A 21,050-nucleotide genomic window follows, 5' to 3' on the forward strand; every position below is an offset into this window, starting at 1 on the left:
TTACGGATTGCTGATCCCGGCTACGACCGGTTAGTGGTCATGGGGGATGAGAGCTGGGACTTCTTCGAGGTCCAGGTTGCTGTCACCCCGCATGAACTGTTCACTGTGGGAGGTGGCTTCGGCTTTGTGCCTTGGTGGAACGGGCATACCGACGATCCGGTAGCGGGCTGGCAGCCTAAAACGGGGTGGGAGCCTTCGACCCTGCTGATTTACAATGGTCATTCTTGGACCCCTCATTTCGAGATATACAACAATATCGGAGCCACGAATTATGCGCTGACCGAAGGAGTAAAGTTCAACTTTACCGTTCGGGTAGAGCAGTCGGGCACTATCGACCGGACTTACAAGATGAAGGTCTGGGAAGACGGGACGCCCGAGCCAACCGGCTGGCTGATGAACGAGACCATCGCCTTTGACGCGCCCGCAACGGGATCTTTTGGACTCCTGGCTCATCTCAATGATGTGACCTTCCATGACGTCACAGTCACCGAGATTGAGGGAAGTGATGTGATCAAGGGCAGCACGGGGAACGAGATCCTGTCCGCCGTCGATGCGGCGAGCCCGCTGCCAGGGCAGGGCGAACTGGATGTGTTCTTGGGCAATGGGGGGGATGACGTGTTCGTTTTCGGGGACGGCAACACGGTCTTTTATGACGATGGGGATGCCGGCACGAACGGAATTGAGGATTACGCGTATATTTGGGACTTCTCGAGCGGAGATGCCATCAGCTTAGCCGGTGCGGTGCAGGACTTCGTTTTGACCGAGGATGCCGAGGGGCTGCCCTCTGGCACGGCTATCTGGCTGGCCGGGGAGCAGGGAGGGCCGGACGAGTTGATCGGTGTGGTGAAGGATGTCTACGGTCTGAGCCTCAGCGGGGACGAGTTTCTATTCACAGGAGCGGCTTGAGTCCTCGGTTCACGTGCTTCGTCAAAGGTTATGATCTCTCACCTAAAAGCCGGGACCGCATAGGCACCGCGCAGTTACCGTGGCCGCCGGACGGAGCGGCATCTTGGTTTCAATTTCGGTTTTCGCCCCGCAGCAAGGCCAATCGAACGGAGCAGATATGACAATTTCACGCGCAACTTTGTTTTGGGGCATAGGTATCTGCAGTCTGTTAGCAATCGTTCTCCAGATAGGTGTTCTCCATTTAGGCTTTGCCGCGGCTTCTGCAGACGAAAGTGCGCGGGCACTCATTGCGCAGGGGCTGGATTGGGGAAACGCGTTCAAACCCTATATCTGGCCCCCCTTCTACCAAGTGGCCGTGGGGCTGTGGCTCAAGGTGCATCCGGACCTGTTTTATGGCCCGCGTGAGATGGCGGTTTTCTTTGGTCTTCTGAGTCTTTGGGCCGTGGCCGCACTCGCCCTGGAGTTGTTTGGGGATCGGCTTGTGGCGTTGGTGTCGGCCATTCTCGCGGTGTTCTTACACCATCGGTTGCTGCTCTCCGTGGCACCGATGTCAGAGATTTTCTTCAACTGTTTCGTTCTTTGGGGCGCTTATGGGGTGGCGCGGTATACGGGCCGCGGTCAGAGCGGGGCGCTGGTTTTCGGGGCACTGATGTTCATGTTGTCAGGAACGGTCAGGTTTGAGGGCTGGTTTGTCTCTCTCGCCTTCATTGCCTTTGTTTTGTGGCAGCAGACTGCTGCAGGGCGAGCGGATAGGGCGGTTGCGTTTCTGGCTGTCGGGATTGCACTGGCTTTTCCGCTCCTGTGGGTGGGGTTGTCCTTCTACCACTACGGTGATCTGAGCGGTATTACCGTCGCTCGCGACCAGAATATTTCGGTGGGGACATCTTGGACGGAAATCTTGCGCAACTCACATCTTCTGCGCTTCCTGAGCGATGCGTCGCAGTCTGCCTTGATCCTTGGGCTGATCGCCAGTCTTGGGGCGTTTTGGTACCTGCCGTCCACGCGCGCGGTGATAGCGGTCGCAGTGCTGGGTATGGGGCTTGCGTCCCTTGCAGCCGTGGCGACCGCCAGCAATCCTTTAGCCGCTCCCTGGCGTATCGCAGGAGCTTGGGTCAGCCAGTTGATTCCGTTTTCCGCAATGGCGCTTGTGTGGTTGGCTCGAAAGGCTGGCGTTATGCTCCGTCTACCGGTCTTGGCGGGCGGGGTTATGCTGTCGGTTGCGAGCCTGGCATGGAACGGGTGGCAACTGGTCGAACGGCGGCTGGCCTCCCCGTTTCATTTCGACGCGGACATCCTAGCCTTGCGCAACGCTATTGGAAACGACGTGAACCCAGCAACGGCACGGGTTCTCATTGATAGCGAAAAGGTATTCTTTCTTGACGTGGTGGTTGCCCTGAACCGTCCTGATGCCACGGAATATACAACTGGAAACGACCCTGTCAGCATTGCGCTTTATATCGGGGCCAAGGATTACTGGCAGGCTGAAGAGACGCCGGAAGGGAGAGCTATCTATGCCAAGTATATCGCGCCCAAATTTGATCCGGCGGCGGGAGCAAGCCTGCTTGCTGACCGCGGTATCCGGTACGTGATCCTGCAGGACAAGGAGCTGCGCGCGCAGACTGCGGATATGGAAGGAGTCACCTTCCGCGGTGCATATGGGCCATGGCATCTGTTTGAACGGATGTGAGAGATACCTGACCCGCGCTTCCAATTGCCTGTGAGGGTAGGGGCGCACCCCATTTCTTCCATTATCGCTTCCAGGAAGATTACAGCGGGCGTTTTTCACCCAAGCATTTTCTCGGTGTGTGTGCTGACGCGGTCCCAAATCATTTTCAGGTCATGACCCGGGACCGCCGTGATGCCACGGCTGAGAGGCATCCGCATATAACCCTTTGGTTTCTAATAGGAGTCGCAGTTGGGGGTAGCGCGCACCCGTGGAGGCTCAAGGGTCGTTGCGACGCTTCCTGCTATCCTAGCTTCATGAGTTCGTCCCGGAAGGCTTCAGCCGGTGTGCGCCATCCGAGGCATTTTCTGGGTGTGCCGTTCAAGCGGTCGCAAATCGCCTTCATTGAGCGATTTGAGAGCGCGGCCACAGGCGTATCCCGTGGCAGGTATCGGCGCGCCCGCTTGTTGAGGTTCTCGACGGATCCTTTCTGCCAGGGCGCCTGGGGATCGCAGAACCACGCCTCCGTTCCGATCCCAGGCTTGAGCTTGCGCCAGTTCCGGAATTCGATCCCTCTGTCGAAGGTGATGGACCGCCGCGCCGGCTGGGGCAGGGGTTCCATGACGTCCATCAGCCGGTTCATCAGGTGTGTGGTGCTTCTGTCTTGGTTTCTGAACAAGACGGCAAACCGCGTCTTTCGCTCTACAAGCGTGGCCACGTTGGCATTGCCCTGGGCGCGTTCGAAGATCATCAGATCGCCTTCCCATTCGCCGAATGTCTCGCGGGACTTCACGTGCTCCGGGCGCTGATGAATGGAGCGCTCCGGCGGGAAAACAAGGTCGCGCGGCCTGCGCGCATAGCGCGGCTGCCGTTTCTTGCGCCGGCTCGGCAGGTGGCGCGCCAGTTCTTCGGATTGGCCATCGGGGCCATAGACGTAAGCGTAAATGGTCTCGTGACTCACGCGCACCGGTTGACCTTCAAACCAAAGACGGCCGGCAATCTGCTCAGGCGACCAGCCTTCCTTCAATTGGGTGATCACTGCTTTGCGCAGTTCTTTCAATCGCACGAGTTTGCGGCGGCGCATGCGTCTGGCGGCCGCGGTTCTCTGTGCGTTCACACCGTAGTAGCCGTTCAGATATGGCAGTTCACGGTCTTCAAAGCGGTTGCGCTTGATCTCGCGGTAGACAGTAGAGCGATGCCTGCCGAGCGCAGTCGCAATCTTGCTCACGGGCGTCTTTGCGTTCAGCATATCCTCAATTGCGCGCCGTTCACGCAAATCCAGCTCTATGTGGGCCATCTTCCATTCTCCTTGCTTTCCAGCAAGATAGGGGAATTGTCGCAACCCAATCTAGAATGTGCCCCGCGTACATTATAGAAACCTATAATCAATATTATGCAAAAAGTTTTGCTCAGAACAGAAAATCATCCGCGTCCAGCTGGCCGGGGCGCAGGTCCTCCAGGAAGACCCTGCCCGAGCCGGTGCCGATCAGCGTGCCGCCGTCCGCCCGGCTGATCTCCAGGCCGTCAAATCCATCCGCCGCCGCCCCGCCCAGGCCGATCAGGTCCGTGCCCGGCACGAAATCCGTGACCGTGTCGCGGCCGTGGCCGCCGGCAAAGACAAAGACATCGGCGCCGCCCTGCCCGGTCAGCTTGTCCTTGCCGCCGCCGCCCTTGAGGGTGTCACGGCCGCCGCCGCCGCTCAGCCGGTCGCCGCCCGCCAGCCCGTCCAGCAGGTCGTTGCCGCCGGTGCCCGCGATCCGGTCGCCGCTGCGGCCGCCGTAAAACCCGCCGCCGGGCAGGGTCACGCCGGGGGCCTGGCGCTCCGGGAAGGCAAACTGAAGGGCCGGGCCGAACACCTCCTCCAGCTCCATCCGGCCGCCGCCCTCCTGCAGCAGCAGGATCCGGGTCTCCCCCGCTTCGATCTCGATGCCAAAGCTGCGCCCCCGCGCGTCCAGCTGGGCAGCGCTGCGGAGGTCCTCGAACAGCGACAGGTCGAGCCGGTCCTCGCCGGGGATGAAGCCGCGCACCGTCACCGCTCCGGCCGCCGGGTTGATGACAAAGACATCGGCGCCGCTGCCGCCGTCCAGTTCGCCGCCGCGGGCGCCTGCCACCAGCACGTCGTCGCCGGCCCCGCCAGAAATGTCCGCGCCGCTCTCACCGCCGTCCAGCACGTCATTGCCGGCGCTGCCGCCCAGCCGGGCGGTGCCCGCCGCCGCCAGCCGCACATCGCCCAGATCCGCCAGCGGCAGGGTGAACTGGCTGATGCCGCCTGTCGCGCCGGAGGCGGCAAAGACCTGCAGCGCGCCGCCCGCAACCGCCGCTTTCAGCGCGGTCACGTTCTGCAGCCCCAGCCCGGGCACATGCTCCAGGCTCTGCAGGTGAATGAGCCCCGCGCCCGGCGCCAGGGTGAACAGGCTCAGGCCGCCGTCATTGCCCGCCGCCAGCACCAGGAGATGGCCCTCCGCCTCCACCACCTCCAGCGCCGCAACGCCGCCAAAGCGGGTCAGCGCGGTGTCCATCAGCTGGGTCCCGAACCGCAGCGCTCCGTCCGCCGCCACCTGCACCAGGGTGAGCGAGCTGCTGCCCGCGGCGCCGATCAGCGCCCAGGCCTTGCCGCCGGACACAAAGCTTTCCAGCGCGGTGATGCCGGAGATGGACAGCCCCTGCGCCGCGCCCAGATCAGCGGCCGGGCTCAAGGCGCCGGTGGCGGCATCGGCGCGGTAGCTGTGCAGGCCCTGCGCATCCGCCGCCAGCAGCACCGGGCCGCCCGGCGCCTGCACCGTGGCCAAGAGCGCCGCCGGATCCAGCCGGTATTCGCTGCTGCTGCCCGCGGCAGCGGCAGCGCCCTGCACACCGCCCGCCGCATCCAGCTGCCAGCCCTGCAGCGCGCCGCTGGCGGCTCCCACCGCGTAAAACGCCGATTTGCCGCCCGCCAGCTCCAGCAGCGCCACCGCGCCAAAGCCGCCCGCATCCGCGCCTGCCAGCGCCTCGCGCTGCTGGCCGCCCAGGCTGCCGCCGTCTGACAGCTCATAATAGGTCAGTTCGCCCTGGCTGGTCTGGCCCTGCACCAGCCGCACCGCACCGCCCGCCCCGGCCAGCTGGAACGGGCCGGTGCGCAAGGATGCCTCGCCATGCAGCTGCTGGCCCGCCAGCTGCGGCAGGCTGCCGTCACCGGACAGCCGCCAGCGGCTGATGCCGCCGTTCAGGCCGGTGATGGCATAAAGCGTGGCTTGGCCGTCCTGCACCGCGATTTCCAGATCACGCAGACCGGTGCCGAAAATCAGATCTTCTGTGCCGAACCGTCCGGTGAATGCCAGTGCCATGACCCGCTCCTTTGCGCTTGCGATCCGGGGCTGAACGTGACCGGGCCGCCGGGCGCAAAGCGGGAAGCAAAACGGGCGAAATCAGGGATATTGTTTACAGATTGACGACAATTGCGCGAACAGGCCGGGAACGGGGCAGGAACAGGCGCCCCCGCCTGCAGCCGTTGCGTCCCCGGCGCACGCCCCGTTAGCGCCCGCTTGACCCGGCTCTGGCACTCTGGCGCGGATCCCGTTTCCCGCCACTGCCGGAGCCCGCTTCCCATGACCCAGTCCTCGCCGATCCTCGCTCTGCCCTATCTGATGCCCTCCCAGGCGCAGAAACATGTGACCCACAACGAAGCGCTGCAGCTTTTGGATGCGCTGGGGGCGGCGCCGCAGGCGGCCTGGGCCGGTCATGCCGGCAGGATCGCGGTCTGGCAGGGCGAGGGCTGGCTGTTTGTTGCCCCCCTGCCCGGCTGGCGCGCCTGGAGCCTGGCGGATGCGGAGCTGCGGGTCTGGGACGGCAGCGCCTGGGTGCTGCCGCCTGCCGAAACCCAGAATCTGGTCCGGGTCGGGGTGGGCACCGCGGCCGATGCCGCCAACCCGCTGTCGGTGTCCGGCCCGGCGACACTGCTGACCCATGCCGGGGCCGGCCATCAGCTCAAGGTGAACAAGGCCGCCGGCAGCGACACCGCCTCCCTGCTGTTCCAATCGGGCTGGAGCGGCCGCGCCGAGATGGGGCTGGCGGGCAATGACGATTTCTCGGTGAAACTCTCCGCCGATGGCAGCAGCTGGAGCACCGCGCTGGCGCTCACGCCAAACGGGCGCGCGGGCCTTGGCACCGCCAGCCCGGCAGCGCAGCTGGAGATCCAGGGCAGCAGCGGCGACTACCTGCTGGCAGGCGGCGGCAGCGCCGGTTTCCGGCTTGGGGCAGACGGCAACGGCAGCTGCTCCGGCGCCTGGTCCGGCGGCGGCGCCGATTACGCGGAATGGTTCGAATGGGCCGACGGCAACCCGGACGCCAAGGACCGCCGCGGCCTCAGCGTGGTGCTGGAGGGGGACCGGATCCGCCCCGCTGAAACCGGCGAGACGCCCATCGGCGTGATCAGCGCCAGCCCGGCAGTGATTGGCGCCGGCGACCTGGGGGAATGGAAACACCGCTGGCAGCGCGACGCCTATGGCGGCCTGCTGCGCGACGCGGCGGGGCAGCTGCAGGAGAACCCCGCCTATGATCCCGGGCGGCCTTATGTGCCGCGCTCAGAACGCCCGGAATGGGCATTGGCGGGTTTTCTGGGCAAGCTCCGGCTGCGCCAGGGCCAGCCCGCAGCGCCGGGCTGGATCCGGATGCGCGCGGTGTCGGAGCAGGTGGAGGAATGGCTGGTGCGGTGAAGCCCCCGCCGGAGCCTTGGCCCGCGGGCCACAACTGCAGTCGCGGCCCGCTGTGCGGCAGCCAGCTGCCGCGAAGCAGCCCGGGTTACGCCAGCCCCACCACGTCGATCAGCTTCACCCCTTCCGGCAGCTTGCCCTTGAGGCCGGCAAAGGCAGAGTGCTTGACCAGCACACAAGCCACATCAGCAGCGGCCAGCGCCTGATCCAGGTCCGAAAGCACAATACCGCCTTCGCCCAGTTTGGGAGGCAGCGCATCGATATGCGGCTCCACCGCCAGCACCTGGCACCCCAGCTTGCTGAGTTCCGCGGTGATCCCCAGAGCGGGGCTTTCGCGCAGGTCGTCAATGTCCGGTTTGAACGCCAGGCCCAGACACGCAACCTTGATATCCGCCATGGACCGGGAGGGGTCCGCCGCCAGCACGTCCAGAACCGCGTCGCGCACTTTCTGCAGCACCCATTTGGGCTTGCCGTCATTGCCATCGCGGGCGGCGCGGATCAGCTTGGCCTCCTCCGGGGCGGAGGCGACGATGAACCAGGGGTCTACGGCAATGCAGTGGCCGCCGACGCCCGCGCCCGGCTGCAGGATATTGACACGGGGGTGGCGGTTGGCCAGCGAAATCAGCTCCCAGACGTCGATGCCGAACTTGTCGCAGATCACTGACAGCTCATTGGCAAAGGCGATCTGCACATCGCGCGAGCTGTTTTCGGTCAGCTTGCACATCTCGGCCGTTTTGGCGTCGGTGACGATGCAGTCGCCCTGCACCACCTTCTTGTACATCGCAATCGCCATCTCGCTGGCGCGCTCGGTCATGCCGCCGATGATGCGGTCATTTTCCACCAGTTCGCGCACCACATGGCCGGGCAGCACCCGCTCGGGGCAATGCGCCACCTGCACATCCGCCTCATTGCCGGCATCCTGCGGGAAGCTCAGATCCCGCCGCGCCTCGGCCAGCCAGGCAGCCATCTGCTCCGTGGCACCAATCGGCGAGGTGCTTTCCAGCACCACCAGATCGCCTGCCTTCAGCACCGGCGCAATCATATTGGCCGCCGACTGGATGTAGCTCAAGTCCGGCTCATAGCCTTCCCGGAAGGGGGTCGGCACGGCGATGACAAATGCCTCTGCCGGCTCTGCCTCGAGGGTTGCGCGCAGATTGCCATCGGTGACCGCCTTGTGAACGATCCCGTCCAGCTCGGGCTCAACGATGTGGATTTTTCCTGCATTGATCGTCTCCACCACCTTGGGGGAGACATCGACGCCGATGACTTCAACTCCCCGGGCGGCAAACAGGGCGGCAGTCGGAAGGCCGATATAGCCCAAACCAATCATAGAGATACGATCAAACATCTTGTCCTCATTATCCGGGTTTTTGAAATTCTGCTCAGTCGCGGGTCAGTGCCGCGGCAATCCGTTCGGACGCCTTGCCGTCGCCATAGGGGTTCAGGGCGCGGGCCATCTCGTCATAGGCCTGCGCATCGTTCAGAAGCCGCAGCGCTTCGCTGCGGATTTTCTCCGGATCGGTCCCGACCAGGCGCACGGTGCCTGCCTCGACCGCTTCCGGGCGTTCGGTGGTGTCGCGCATCACCAGCACCGGCTTGCCGAGGCTCGGCGCCTCCTCCTGCACTCCGCCGGAGTCAGTGATCAGGAAATGCGACCGCTGCATCAGCCAGACAAACGGCAGATAATCCTGCGGCTCGATCAGATGCACCGCTGCGGCATCCCCTAGGATCCGCTTCACCGGCTCCTGCACATTGGGGTTCAAATGCACCGGATAAACGATCTGCGCATCGCTCTCTTCGCTGATCCCGCGCAGCGCATGGCAGATGTTCTCAAACCCCTGGCCGAAGTTCTCCCGCCGGTGGCCGGTCACCAGGATTATCCGCTTGCCCTTTTCCAGGAAGGGGAAGCGGGCCTGCATCGCTTCATTCAGCGCCGGGGCATTGCCGAACTGGGCCACCACCTGCTGCAGCGCATCAATCACCGTGTTGCCGGTGACCACAATATTCTTGTCTGCCACATTCTCGGCCAGCAGGCTCTGGCGGGCCGTTTCGGTGGGGGCGAAATGCAGGTCCGCCATCCGGCCTACCAGCATGCGGTTCATCTCTTCCGGCCAGGGCGCATAGATATTTCCGGTGCGCAGCCCGGCTTCGACATGACCCACGCTCACCTGCGCGTAAAAGGCCGCCATCGCGGCCGCCATTGTGGTCGTGGTGTCGCCATGAACCAAAAGCCGGTCGTAATGGTTTTCCTTCAGAACGTCACGCAACGCCAAAATGATTCTGGAGGTGATATCGGTCAGATCCTGACCCGGCTTCATCACGTTCAGGTCGAATCGCGGCGTGATGTCAAAAAGCTGCAGAACCTGGTCCAGCATCTCACGGTGCTGTGCGGTCACGCACACATCCACGTGAAGCCCTTCAGTTGCCTGCAATTTTTTGACGACAGGCGCCATCTTGATGGCTTCCGGTCGGGTGCCAAATACCATAAGAATTTTCAACTTCAGGCCCTCTTTGAGACGCGCAGGAAACGCGGACCTCTTAGCAACTCTGGTTTGAATTACAACCTGGCATTTTTCTGGCAGGGTTTTGCGCAAAAGCAAGCCGCGCGGATTGCAGAGTGTTTGTCCTGCCGCTAGTAGAAAGCCGGACAAACCGGCCCGGAACCGGCCTGCAGAACAGCAGATAAAGAGGATCAGCAGCGATGACAAGACAGTATTTCGGGACCGACGGCATCCGTGGCCGGGCCAACACAGGCCCCATGACGGCCCCCTTCATGGTCCAGCTCGCTGCCGCCGTCGGCCAGTATTTCAACGCCACCTCGCAGACCCGGCGGGTGGTGATCGGCAAGGACACCCGGCGCTCCTGCTACATGCTGGAAAATGCCCTCACCGCCGGCTTCACCGCGGCCGGCATGGACGTCTTTGCGCTGGGGCCGCTGCCGACGCCGGCGGTGGGCCTGCTGACCCGCTCGATGCGCGCCGATCTGGGCGTGATGATCTCGGCCAGCCACAACCCGCATCACGACAACGGCATCAAGTTCTTCGGCCCCGACGGCTTCAAGCTGTCGGACACCGCCGAACAGGAGATCGAGGCCATTCTGGAAGCGGGCGCCGGCGCCGCGGGCTCGGACCACCTCGGCCGGGTCACCCGCCTGAACGACTCCGCCGCCCGCTATGTCGAATATGCCAAGACAACCATCTCCGGCCGGACCCGGCTGGACGGGCTGAAAATCGTGATCGATTGCGCCAACGGCGCCGCCTACAAGGCCGCGCCGGAAGTGCTCTGGGAACTGGGCGCCGAGGTCATCCCGGTCGGCGTGGCTCCGAACGGCTACAACATCAACGAAGGCTGCGGCTCCACCAGCCCAGGGCTGGCGGCAAAGACAGTGCTGGAAACCGGCGCCGATCTAGCCATTTGCTTGGACGGGGACGCGGACCGGATCATCATGCTGGATGAAACCGGCACGGTGGTGGACGGGGACCAGATCATGGCGCTTCTGGCGTCCTGCCTGGCCCGCAAAGGCCAGCTGAACCACAATACCCTGGTGGCCACGGTGATGTCGAACCTCGGCCTGGAGACCTATCTGGCAGACCAGGGCATCACCCTGCGCCGCACCGCGGTGGGCGACCGCTATGTGGTGGAGGAAATGCGCCAGGGCGGCTTCAACATGGGCGGCGAGCAATCCGGCCACATCGTGATCACCGACACCACCACCACCGGCGACGGGCTGCTGGCCGGGCTGCAGGTGCTGGCGCTGCTCAAGGAAACCGGCGAGAAAGCCAGCCGCCTGACCCGCCAGTTCACACCGGTGCCGCAGCTGCTGCACAACGTCCGCTACGCGCCGGGTCAGAACCCGCTGGACCAGGCCGCGGTGCAGGACGCAATCCGCCGCGGCGAGGCCGACCTCAATGGCAGCGGCCGCCTGCTGATCCGCAAGTCCGGCACCGAACCCCTGATCCGGGTGATGGGCGAGAGCATGGATGAGGCGCTGCTGCAGAAAGTGATTAATGAGCTTTCTCAAGCCATAACAGCCACAGGGAATGTATAAGCGTGCCTCGTTCGAATGTTACTCTAGAGCAGTGAAATCACTATGACCCAAACAAATATAATCGGCCTTCTCTACGCAGCACAAACGCTTAAGAGGGCCGGACGAACACAATCGTCCTACCACCTGTTTCAGAAAAGTATCACATCTGAAACAGAAAACGTGGACGTTCTTGAGAGCGCTTTTGAGGACGCCTTCAATCGCAATGATTGGCGTCTGGCAAGCACATGTATGGCGTCTCTCTTAAAAGCGAATCTTCCAGAAAAATCTAAATTGAGGAGCCGGGTATTTAAAGCCCGCGACCGCCTTCGCGCCAAGATTCAGGAGATAAAGCCAAAAAGTGAGAAGGGGGCTGAAACCGCGCTATCTATATTTGATGAAATATCAAACCTGAACTGGTCAACAGAATTCCATTTGAAGCCTCTTTCACGGGAAGGAGCAGAAGAACAGATATGCAACGAACAGGCTGACTTTGTCTTTCTGGAAAGCGCATGGGCCGGGAATAATAACGCATGGCAGTATGCCTTTACCTCCCCAGGTTTGCAACACGCTAATGCAAAAAAACTTGTGAAAGCAATATCAATTATTCAAAAACGCAAAGATCTTCCTCTAGCGATCTGGAATAAGGAGGATCCACTTCATTATGACCGATTTCTACCGATCATGAAGCAAGCGGATCATATCTTCACAACCGACTCCAATATGATTGCAAAATACCAGGCGGACACGGATGCAAAAACGGTAACAGCTCTGCCGTTTGGCGCCAATTTGGAGCTATGTAATCCCGTGGGCCGCTATCGCGAACCAGAAGAAACGATATGCTTTGCCGGTTCCTACTATTCCGAGGGTCATGAAGAACGAAACCGGCAAATGGGTTTTATTCTGGATCCTATTGTAAACCATAATGGTGTAATTTATGATCGAATGTCAAAGCTGGGCAATCCGAGGTATTATTTTCCGGAAAAATTCCACCCCTTCATTCGCGACGCTGTTGGTTTTGACGAAGTCACCAAACTGTACAGGAGATTCAAAGCGTTCTTAAACGTTAATACTATTATCAATTCTGAAACGATGATGTCGCGTCGGGTTTACGAAATTTTGGCGAGCGGAACTCCAGTTATTTCAGCCCCTTCTCAGGCCATTGAAGCGCAGTTTGATGGAATTGTACAGGTGGCGGCTAATTCTCGTGAAGCCAATGAAGCTACCGAGCGCTTGCTGACAGATGAGCGCCATTGGTTCAAAACAAGCCAGCGCGGAATTCGGGAAGTGGTCACCAAGCACCAGTACAAGCACCTTGGCGACATTGTTCGTCAAACTGTCTTCGGCGGTTCAGCTCCCCTCGAGAAGCCCCTTATTTCAGTTATTCTGGCCACGAAACGGTCCCATTTCCTTGACCGTATTGTCAAAAACATCGCATGTCAAAAGAACGTGAGGATGGAGGTGATCTTTGCTTTCACGGATACATGGACAGAAGATAAAAAGAATGAAATCGAGAAACGAGTGCGCGCAGCCGAAAATGTTGAACGTTGCCGTGTGCTGACTTTTCCGTCAGAAATGACGCTGGGTACAAAACTCGATCAGGCAATCCAGCATAGCTCAGGAAAATACATCGCAAAATTTGATGACGACGACTTCTATTTTGAGAACTATTTGGCGGACCAAGTCATGTGCTTTGACTTTGCCAACTGTGACATTGTAGGGAAATGGAGTTTTCCGGTTTGGTTAGAAGAATGTGACAAGCTGATACTACGCCATCCTGGACGTGAGCACGTGCATACGCATTTTGTAGCAGGTGCAACAATGGTCATAAAAAGATCATGGTACGACATGATCCGTTTCAGTGATAAGACACGGGGAGAAGATAGTGATTTTCTACGCCGCTCTCATGCCGCAGGTGCCAAGATCTACTCTTCAGATCATTTCAATTTCATCAACTATCGCGCCAAAGATGTATCACATCATACCTGGGAGGCAGATAATGACATTTTCGAGCGCACTGGAAAGATTATTGGCGGCAAGGAGAATTTCGAGGACTGGACAGTTTAACGAAATGCCGGCGTTATTGTTTAGTAGGGGCCGAAAAAGATTTCGGCACACGTGAGGAGCTTGTACCAACATGGAAACCTCTCAAATCGGCGACTCGACCAAACCCTTCATGCCTGACGAAGAGATCGCTTATCTCACGGAAGTGTACCGGGATGCCAAGGTGATCCTCGAATACGGATCCGGCGGCACCACGCGGATTGCTGCCAGCCTGCCCGGAAAATTCACCATGAGCGTCGAAAGCGACCAAAAATGGGCACTGAAACTTCAGCAGGAGATCGACGCCTCCAATCCTGCGTCACCAGCGATCATTTATCATACGGAGATCGGGCCAGTCGGCCCTTGGGGGCGGCCACTCTCCTCAGAGAGTTGGAGAACGTTTTTCCGCTACCCTCTCGATGTCTGGGAGGAACCCTTCTTCCGCCACCCGGATACGGTCCTGATAGACGGCCGTTTGCGCAATGCGTGTTTGGCGATGATCATGTTGCGCTGCACCCAGCCCATGACGGTGCTTTTTGACGATTATGGCGTCCGGCCGCTCTATAAAGAAGTTGAGATGATTGTCCGGCCTTCAAAGCTTGTTGGCCGTCTGGCTCATTTTGATATCGAACCTGGCATGACAAGCAAGTCTCAGCTTTCTTTTCTGATTAAACAGTTCGCAGCCGGGTCGCTTCATGACGGGCAAGGGGAAGGTTTCTACCACCAGACTACCCTCCCCTGGTAACCCCCTACTCCACCGTCACCGATTTCGCCAGGTTGCGGGGCTGGTCCACGTCGGTGCCTTTCTCGACCGCGGTGTGATAGGCCAACAGCTGCAACGGCACCGCATAGGCGATGGCGGCAAACGGCCCCGGCACCGGTGCCATGCGGACAGGCTGCCATATGCCGTCAGCGGCAGCGTCCAGCCCCTTGGCATCGCTCACCATCACGATCTTGCCGCCGCGCGCCATCACTTCCTGCATGTTCGACACCGTCTTGCCGAACAGCTCGTCATGCGGCGCCAGCACCACCACCGGCATCTCCTCGTCGATCAGCGCGATGGGGCCGTGCTTCAGCTCGCCGCTGGCATAGCCCTCGGCGTGGATATAGCTGATTTCCTTCAGCTTCAGCGCGCCTTCCAGCGCCAGGGGATAGAGCGCGCCGCGGCCCAGGAACAGCGCATGGCTGAACCGCGCTAGCTGCGCTGCCACGCCGCGCACCTCCGCCTCGCAGGCCAGGGCTTCCGCCACCTGGCTGGGCATGCGGCGCAGCTGCGCCTCGTAATCCTGCAGCAGCCCCGTCGGCTGCGCCCCGGTCTGGCGCGCCGCCTCCAGCGCCAGCGCCGCCAGCACCGCCAGCTGGCAGGTGAAGGCCTTGGTGGAGGCCACCCCGATTTCCGGCCCGGCATGGATCTGCAGCGCCAGGCCGCTCTCCCGCGCGATTGAGCTTTCGGACACATTAACCACCGACAGGATCATGCCGGCCTTGCCCGCGCAATACCGCAGCGCCGCCAGGGTGTCAGCGGTTTCCCCCGATTGCGACACGAACAGCGCCAGGGTGCGCTCCGAGACCGGCGGCTCGCGGTAGCGGAACTCTGAAGCGATATCGACCTCGACCGGCAGGCGGGCGATCTGCTCGAACCAGTATTTGGCCGTCAGGCAGGCCAGCGAGGCGGTGCCGCAGGCCACCATCACCACCCGGTCGAACCGGCTGAAGTCGATCTGCTGCAAGGCCCGCTGCCCCTCGCCGCCGTCCAGATAGTATTTGAGGGCCGCACCCAGAACTGCGGGCTGCTCGGCGATTTCCTTGGACATGAAATGGCGGTGCCCGTCCTTGCCCGCGGCCGCCACCGACTGCGCGATTTCGCTGCGGGCACGCTCCGCAGGGAGGCCTTTGGCATCCTCGATGGCGCAGCCCGACCGGGTCACCACCGCGAGGTCGCCCTCTTCCAGATAGGTGACCAGCGAGGTCATCGGCGCCAGTGCCAAAGCGTCCGAGCCGATGAACATCTCACCCTCCCCCCAGCCGATCGCCAGCGGGCTGCCCTGGCGGGCGGCGACGATCAGGTCCTCCTCGCCCTCGAACAGGAAGCACAGCGCATAGGCGCCTTCCAGCCGGGCAATGGTCTTGCGGGCAGCCTCCACCGGCTCCAGCCCCTGATGCAGGTAATAGTCGCACAGCATCGCAAGCGTTTCGGTATCGGTCTCGGTTTCCGCCTTCAGCCCGTGCTCCGCCAGGAAGGCGCGCAGCTCCCGGTAGTTCTCGATGATGCCGTTATGGACAACCGCCACCCGCTCGCGGGCATGGGGGTGGGCGTTCTGCAGCGAGGGGGCGCCATGGGTCGCCCAGCGGGTATGGCCGATGCCTGCGGTGCCCGCCAGCGGCTCATGCACCAAGAGGTCATTCAGGTTGGCCAGCTTGCCCACCGCTCGGCGGCGGCCGAGGCGGCCGCCGTTCACGGTGGCGATGCCTGCACTGTCATAGCCGCGGTATTCCAGCCGCTTCAGCCCTTCGATCAAAACCGGTGCCGCCTGATGCTGCCCCAGAACTCCGACGATTCCACACATACTCTTACCCTCTGAAGTGTCTTCGGCGTTTATTCCGCCGCGGTCTTGCGGGCCCGCTGGCGCTGCCGCAGGCGCTCTGCGGCCCCGGCCTTGTTTTCCTGTTCTGTCCGGCCCAGGGCCAGAGCGTCCGCCGGCACGTCCCGGGTGACCACGGATCCCGCCGCCACAATGGCGCCCGTGTCCACGGACACCGGCGCCACCAATGCGCTGTTGCTGCCGATGAAGGCCCCTGCCCCCACCCTGGTACGGTGCTTCATCACCCCGTCATAGTTGCAGGTGATCGTTCCGGCCCCGATGTTGGCACCGGCCCCGATATGGGCATCGCCCAGGTAGCTCAGGTGATTGGCCTTGGCCCCCGCCGCCAGCGTGGCATTTTTGGTCTCGACGAAATTGCCGACCTTGGCGCCGTCGCCAATGGAACTGCCCGGCCGCAAGCGGGCATAGGGGCCTATCATGGCCCCGCGGCCGACCTGGCAGCCCTCCAGATGCGAGAAAGCGCGCACAACCGCCCCTTCCCCGACCTGCACGCCGGGCCCGAACACCACATGCGGCTCAACCAGGACATCCCGTTCCAGCCGGGTATCCGGCGCCAAGAAGACGGTTTCCGGCGCCACCAGCGTGACGCCGGCGGCCATCGCAGCCTGGCGGGCGCGGTTCTGGAAAATCACTTCTGCCCGGGCCAGTTCCGCCCGGGAGTTGATCCCCAGCGTCTCGTCTTCGCCGCAGGTCACCACGGCACAGGCCAGCCCCGCATCATTGGCTTTTTCCACGATATCGGTGAGGTAGTATTCCTGAGCAGCATTACCGCAGCCGATCCGGCTGATCAGATCGAACAGATTTTTCCGGCTGCAGCAAATCACCCCGGAGTTGCACAGCCCGATCTGCAGCTCCTGCGGGGACGCATCCTTGGCTTCGACGATCCGCTGCAGCCGCCCGCCTGCCAGCACCAGGCGGCCATAGCGGGCCGGATCGGCGGGCTCGAACCCCAGCACCACCACATCCGCTGCCGCGCGGCGTGCGTCCAGCATCGCCTGCAGCGTCTCTGGCCTGATAAAAGGGGTATCGCCGAACAGAACAATCACATCCCCGTCGAAATCCGCCAGCGCCCCGCGCGCCTGATCAACCGCGTGAGCCGTGCCAAGCTGTTCTTTTTGAATGACAATTTCAGCGTGCGGCATATGTTCCTGCAGCGCCTGGGAAACCTGCTCCGCGGCAAACCCCGCAACAACGACGCAGCGGTCCGTATGCAGTCCGGCGGCCGGATGCATGGCATGGAACAGCATCGGCAGGCCTGCAATCGGGTGGAGAACCTTCGGTTTGGAAGACACCATCCGGGTTCCGCGGCCTGCGGCAAGAACAACAATTGCAAGGGGCATGCCGAATCCATTTCTAACGCCAGTTCCGCTCAGCAGGTACCGGTTCACAGGACGAAAGCCAAGCCAGCCGCCCGCCCGGACCACACGTAAAACGCGCCTTCCCCCTTGCTCCTCTCACGCTCTCCCCATAAACAGCAAGCGCCCTCCAGATAATTATTGAACAGGTCCGCCGATGAGATCCGCCGAGCAATCAGAACTGCACCAGGACAAAACGCACAGCCTGACCGCCTCTCCTGCAAACGGCGTGCAGCAGCCGGGCACGGATATCCTCATGCCGCTGGCCAGCCGCTCCCTGTTCTGGCGCGCGCGCTATCTGGAAGCCTCTCCGGCCCTCTGCCACATTCCGCTGCTGTTCTGGCTGACTGAAACCGCCCGGCCGCGCGTCGCAGTCACCCTGGGGGTGGCAGATGCGGTTCCGCACTTCGCGCTGTGCCAGGCGGTGGACAAACTCGGGCTGGACAGCCTGTGCATCGGTATTGAGCCCGCCCCGGAACAGGACGCGAAACTGGCTGATCTGACCAAGCAATCCGATTTCAACGATGCAAACTTCGCGGAGTTCTCGCAGATTGTGCAGGACGCCCCCGGCAAGGAGGGTTTGCTGCCGCCGGAAGGCAAGATTGATCTGCTGCTCATCAACCGCCCCGTCACGCAGGAGCTGATTGAAGCGCTGGACTCCAACTGGCTGCCGCATTTGTCGGAGCGCAGCATCATCGTGGTGCTGCAGGGCGGGGAAACGCCGGGGTACGGCTCCTTCTTCCGCCGCCTGTCCGCCACCGGAAACAGCTTCACCTGTGACCTGGAGAGCCGCGCCAGCGTCATTTTTCACGGCCCCGAACAGAACGACCGCCTGCAGAGGCTTGCCGGCCTGAAACCAGGGCAGACCGGCTACCTGGCGGTCCGCAATATTTTTGCCCGTCTCGGCGAACTTCACAGCAATGCAGAACGGCTTGCCTTCAAGACCCGGGAATCGCGCATCGCGCGGCGGCAGAGGGACGAAAAAGCAGCAGAGCTGGCCTCCGCGCAGGCCGAAGCCCAAAAGCTCTCCGCCCAGTACAATGAGCGCTCCTCTCTGGTGGCAACCGCACAGGCCGAAGCTTTCGACCTCAGGCAGGCTGCCGCGGAACTGGAACAGCAGCTACAAGACAGCCAGGCACGGCATCAGCAGGAAAAGGAGCTTCTGAACAAAGAGATCAGCACGCTCAAGGAAAGCCTCAGCACCGCGCAAACCGAGTGCGGGGCACTGCGCAAGCAGGTCGCGGAGCAGGAACAGGCCCTGAGCGACCGGTATGGCGATATCAGTGCCCTGGGGCTGGAACTCGAGGCCCGGCGGCAGGAAAAGGAACTGCTGGGAAAAGAGATCAGCACGCTCAAGGAAAGCTTCAGCACCGCAGAGGCCGAACGCCAGAAACTGCAGAAACTGGCCGCGGAGCAGGAACAGACCCTGAGCGAGCGGTACAACGATATCGCCGTGCTCGGCCTGGAGCTTCAGGCCAAGGCCGGCGAGAACAGCAAGCTTGCAGAAGAAATCGAGACCCTGAAACGCATGCTGGGCGAGACCGAGACCCTGCGCGACGCGCATGCGGAACGGGTCCACGACCTTGAAAACAGCACTTCCTGGCGCGTTACCGCCCCCCTGCGCAAGGCCTCCCTGACACTCAGGCCCAAGTAACACTCAGGCCCAACAACAGAGGCGGCCCCTACCTCCCGGACACTCGCCCCATCATCAATCTGTTTCAGAATGAGGGCGATTTGCTGTGCGCTGAATCTTGATACCCGCACCAGGATTCTCCGCGTTGCCTGCCTTGCACTTTACGGTAAATTTCTCGCTTCCGCCGGGCCGGTTTCAGGGAAGCAGGCCGAGGCAGGTTACCGGCAAAACGCCTGGTCTGGTGCCCAGCCGCTTCTCCAAAAGCTGATAGAGCCGTGGCTGCGGCACTGATCCGTTGAAAATAAGAGTACCGTCTGCCGTAACTCCGCAACCTGAAAACAGCCCTTGGCAAGATCAATCGCCAAAGTGCTAATCTCTGGCGTGGATGCTTCCCTCGTTTTGGTCTTACGAAACCGGAATGGCACATTCGATGCCGTCCGGTGGAGGCGTCCACCGCATCATTTCAGGGGACGGCGGTCATGTTCTCAATACCCTTGCGGGTAAAAGATCGATCATGGATAGTTTCCAGATAGCTGAACAATGTTGTTTGGAGAGCGCTTGATGATTTATCCTGTTATTCTGTGCGGCGGTTCGGGAACACGGCTTTGGCCCAGTTCGCGGCGGGCTTTCCCAAAGCAGTTTGCCGCACTTGCAGGCAAGCAAAGCCTTTTTCAGAATGTGCTCTCGCGTCTGAGCGGACCTGAATTTGATGCTCCGGTGTTTGTCACCAACGAGGATTTCCGCTTTCTAGTGGAAGACCAGGCGGCGGCATTGGGGCTTTTGGACGGGCGCATCCTGCTGGAGCCTGCCATGCGCAATACCGCCCCGGCGGTTCTGACGGCGGCGCTGACCCTCAAGGACCAGCCCGGGGCGCTGATGCTGGTGGCGCCGTCGGATCACGTGATCCGCGACACGGAAGGGTTTCTCGCCTCGGTGGCCGTGGCGGCAAAGGCGGCGCAGGAGGGGGCGCTGGTCACCTTCGGAGTGACGCCGGAGCGCCCCGAGACGGGTTTTGGCTATCTCAAGCTGGCGGAGCCGGCTGCCGCCGGGCAGGCTGTTGCGCTGTCCGGCTTCCTGGAAAAGCCAGACCGGGAGACAGCCGCCGGGCTGCTGGAGCAAGGCAACGTCCTGTGGAACGCCGGGATGTTCATGTTCCGGGTCTGCGATATCCTTGAGGCCTACAAGCTGCACGCCCCGCATATGCTGGCGCTTTGCGATGCGGCGGTGGCGCAGGGGGAAGAAGACCTGGGGTTCTTCCGGCTTGACGCCGGGCCGTATGAGGAGATCGGGGCGGTCTCGATTGATGATGCAATCATCGGCAAGGCCGAAAACGTCGTGGCGGTGCCGCTGGCCTCTGACTGGTCCGACTTGGGCAGCTGGGATTCCCTGCATGCGGTCTCCGCAGACGGGCCGGACCGCCTGTCGGAAATGGGTCCGGTGACGGCGATCAGCTGCGAGAACACGCTGCTGCGGAGCGAAGAGGACAATATCCGGCTGGTTGGGCTGGGCCTGAAGAATGTCGTCGCGGTTGCCATGCGGGATGCGGTTCTGGTCGCCAGCCTGGACCATGCCCAGGACGTCAAGAAAGCCGTGGAGGTGCTGAAGAAAACCGCCGTGCCGCAGGCCGAGGACTACCCCCGGTTTCACCGACCTTGGGGGTGGTATGAAACCCTGTGCCTGGGGGAGCGGTTCCAGGTGAAGAGGATCATGGTCAAGCCGGGCGGCGTCCTGAGTCTGCAAAGCCATATGCACCGTTCGGAGCATTGGATTGTGGTTGCCGGCACTGCGCAGGTGACGGTGGGCGAGACTGTCAAGCTGCTGTCGGAGAACCAGTCGGTCTATGTACCCCTGGGGGCCGTCCACCGGATGGAAAACACCGGCAAAGTCCCGATGTATCTGATCGAAGTGCAGACCGGCGCCTATCTGGGCGAAGACGATATCGTCCGCTATGAAGACGTCTATAACCGGAACTAGCCGCGGCCGGACAGGCGGCGGCCGAACGGCGGGGCGCTGCATGTTGCAATCCCAATACAGGGGGAAACTAATCCCGGTCCGCGGCCGCTTTTCTGCGGGCGGCCGCCCGCAAAGCGGTACACATTCCGAAGGGCGGGCCAAGCGGCAGCTGCGGCTGGGCC

The 21,050-nt window shown here is 61.9% G+C and carries 13 protein-coding genes and 1 pseudogene; 8 read left to right on the top strand and 6 right to left on the bottom strand.

Annotation, left to right across the window (positions count from 1 at the left end):
• Both AC5STI_RS19755 and AC5STI_RS19760 read left to right on the top strand, forming a co-directional pair.
• Window positions 1-906: pseudogene (locus AC5STI_RS19755) on the top strand (hypothetical protein); the annotation flags it as partial.
• A 157-nt stretch (window positions 907-1,063) separates the two neighbouring features.
• Entirely contained in the window at window positions 1,064-2,593 is a 1,530-nt protein-coding gene (locus AC5STI_RS19760) for a glycosyltransferase family protein (RefSeq protein WP_495447970.1), read from the top strand.
• Window positions 2,594-2,873: 280 nt separating this feature from the next.
• Here AC5STI_RS19760 and AC5STI_RS19765 read toward each other — a convergent pair whose 3' ends face one another.
• Together AC5STI_RS19765 and AC5STI_RS19770 are read right to left on the bottom strand one after the other, a co-directional pair.
• Complete coding sequence (locus tag AC5STI_RS19765) at window positions 2,874-3,866, bottom strand: IS30 family transposase (protein WP_495447971.1); 993 nt, start codon at window positions 3,864-3,866, stop codon at window positions 2,874-2,876.
• A gap of 112 nt (window positions 3,867-3,978) precedes the next feature.
• Window positions 3,979-5,892 (bottom strand): calcium-binding protein, encoded by a 1,914-nt coding sequence (locus AC5STI_RS19770; protein ID WP_495447972.1) that lies wholly within the window; start codon window positions 5,890-5,892, stop codon window positions 3,979-3,981.
• Window positions 5,893-6,153: 261 nt separating this feature from the next.
• On the opposite strand from AC5STI_RS19770, the gene AC5STI_RS19775 reads away from it, so the two are divergent.
• A complete protein-coding gene (locus AC5STI_RS19775; RefSeq protein WP_495447973.1) occupies window positions 6,154-7,260 on the top strand; it encodes a peptidase G2 autoproteolytic cleavage domain-containing protein in 1,107 nt (368 codons plus the stop codon).
• 85 nt (window positions 7,261-7,345) lie between these two features.
• Here the strand turns inward: AC5STI_RS19775 and wecC are convergent, their stop codons facing one another.
• A complete protein-coding gene (gene wecC / locus AC5STI_RS19780; protein WP_495447974.1) occupies window positions 7,346-8,605 on the bottom strand; it encodes a UDP-N-acetyl-D-mannosamine dehydrogenase in 1,260 nt (419 codons plus the stop codon).
• Window positions 8,606-8,639: 34 nt separating this feature from the next.
• A complete protein-coding gene (gene wecB / locus AC5STI_RS19785; protein ID WP_495448050.1) occupies window positions 8,640-9,743 on the bottom strand; it encodes a non-hydrolyzing UDP-N-acetylglucosamine 2-epimerase in 1,104 nt (367 codons plus the stop codon).
• A gap of 215 nt (window positions 9,744-9,958) precedes the next feature.
• Between wecB and glmM the strand changes: the two genes are divergently transcribed.
• From glmM to AC5STI_RS19800, 3 genes are all read left to right on the top strand, one after another.
• On the top strand, window positions 9,959-11,305 hold the full coding sequence (gene glmM, locus AC5STI_RS19790) for a phosphoglucosamine mutase (protein ID WP_495447975.1): 1,347 nt from the start codon (window positions 9,959-9,961) through the stop codon (window positions 11,303-11,305).
• A 42-nt stretch (window positions 11,306-11,347) separates the two neighbouring features.
• Window positions 11,348-13,348, top strand: a complete 2,001-nt coding sequence (locus AC5STI_RS19795; RefSeq protein ID WP_495447976.1) for a glycosyltransferase family protein — start codon at window positions 11,348-11,350, stop codon at window positions 13,346-13,348.
• Window positions 13,349-13,418: 70 nt separating this feature from the next.
• Window positions 13,419-14,069 carry a hypothetical protein gene (locus AC5STI_RS19800; RefSeq protein WP_495447977.1) on the top strand — a complete coding sequence of 217 codons (651 nt, stop codon included), beginning with the start codon at window positions 13,419-13,421 and terminating at the stop codon, window positions 14,067-14,069.
• A 4-nt stretch (window positions 14,070-14,073) separates the two neighbouring features.
• On the opposite strand, the gene glmS is transcribed toward AC5STI_RS19800, so the two are convergent.
• Window positions 14,074-15,891 (bottom strand): glutamine--fructose-6-phosphate transaminase (isomerizing), encoded by a 1,818-nt coding sequence (gene glmS / locus AC5STI_RS19805; RefSeq protein WP_495447978.1) that lies wholly within the window; start codon window positions 15,889-15,891, stop codon window positions 14,074-14,076.
• Window positions 15,892-15,920: 29 nt separating this feature from the next.
• On the bottom strand, window positions 15,921-17,267 hold the full coding sequence (gene glmU / locus AC5STI_RS19810; RefSeq protein ID WP_495447979.1) for a bifunctional UDP-N-acetylglucosamine diphosphorylase/glucosamine-1-phosphate N-acetyltransferase GlmU: 1,347 nt from the start codon (window positions 17,265-17,267) through the stop codon (window positions 15,921-15,923).
• Window positions 17,268-17,439: 172 nt separating this feature from the next.
• Here glmU and AC5STI_RS19815 point away from each other — a divergent pair, with 172 nt between their 5' ends.
• Entirely contained in the window at window positions 17,440-18,936 is a 1,497-nt protein-coding gene (locus AC5STI_RS19815; protein WP_495447980.1) for a hypothetical protein, read from the top strand.
• 540 nt (window positions 18,937-19,476) lie between these two features.
• On the top strand, window positions 19,477-20,889 hold the full coding sequence (locus tag AC5STI_RS19820) for a mannose-1-phosphate guanylyltransferase/mannose-6-phosphate isomerase (protein ID WP_495447981.1): 1,413 nt from the start codon (window positions 19,477-19,479) through the stop codon (window positions 20,887-20,889).
• The last annotated feature ends 161 nt before the right edge of the window (window positions 20,890-21,050 follow it).

It is taken from the genome of Leisingera sp. CC-HEC096 (genome assembly GCF_059429235.1).

Bases quoted from the DNA above. Each gene is read 5' to 3' on its own strand.
- AC5STI_RS19760 (WP_495447970.1), top strand. From the start codon at position 1,064: ATGACAATTTCACGCGCAACTTTGTTTTGGGGCATAGGTATCTGCAGT.
- AC5STI_RS19765 (WP_495447971.1), bottom strand. From the start codon at position 3,866: ATGGCCCACATAGAGCTGGATTTGCGTGAACGGCGCGCAATTGAGGAT.
- AC5STI_RS19770 (WP_495447972.1), bottom strand. From the start codon at position 5,892: ATGGCACTGGCATTCACCGGACGGTTCGGCACAGAAGATCTGATTTTC.
- AC5STI_RS19775 (WP_495447973.1), top strand. From the start codon at position 6,154: ATGACCCAGTCCTCGCCGATCCTCGCTCTGCCCTATCTGATGCCCTCC.
- wecC (WP_495447974.1), bottom strand. From the start codon at position 8,605: ATGTTTGATCGTATCTCTATGATTGGTTTGGGCTATATCGGCCTTCCG.
- wecB (WP_495448050.1), bottom strand. From the start codon at position 9,743: ATGGTATTTGGCACCCGACCGGAAGCCATCAAGATGGCGCCTGTCGTC.
- glmM (WP_495447975.1), top strand. From the start codon at position 9,959: ATGACAAGACAGTATTTCGGGACCGACGGCATCCGTGGCCGGGCCAAC.
- AC5STI_RS19795 (WP_495447976.1), top strand. From the start codon at position 11,348: ATGACCCAAACAAATATAATCGGCCTTCTCTACGCAGCACAAACGCTT.
- AC5STI_RS19800 (WP_495447977.1), top strand. From the start codon at position 13,419: ATGGAAACCTCTCAAATCGGCGACTCGACCAAACCCTTCATGCCTGAC.
- glmS (WP_495447978.1), bottom strand. From the start codon at position 15,891: ATGTGTGGAATCGTCGGAGTTCTGGGGCAGCATCAGGCGGCACCGGTT.
- glmU (WP_495447979.1), bottom strand. From the start codon at position 17,267: ATGCCCCTTGCAATTGTTGTTCTTGCCGCAGGCCGCGGAACCCGGATG.
- AC5STI_RS19815 (WP_495447980.1), top strand. From the start codon at position 17,440: ATGAGATCCGCCGAGCAATCAGAACTGCACCAGGACAAAACGCACAGC.
- AC5STI_RS19820 (WP_495447981.1), top strand. From the start codon at position 19,477: ATGATTTATCCTGTTATTCTGTGCGGCGGTTCGGGAACACGGCTTTGG.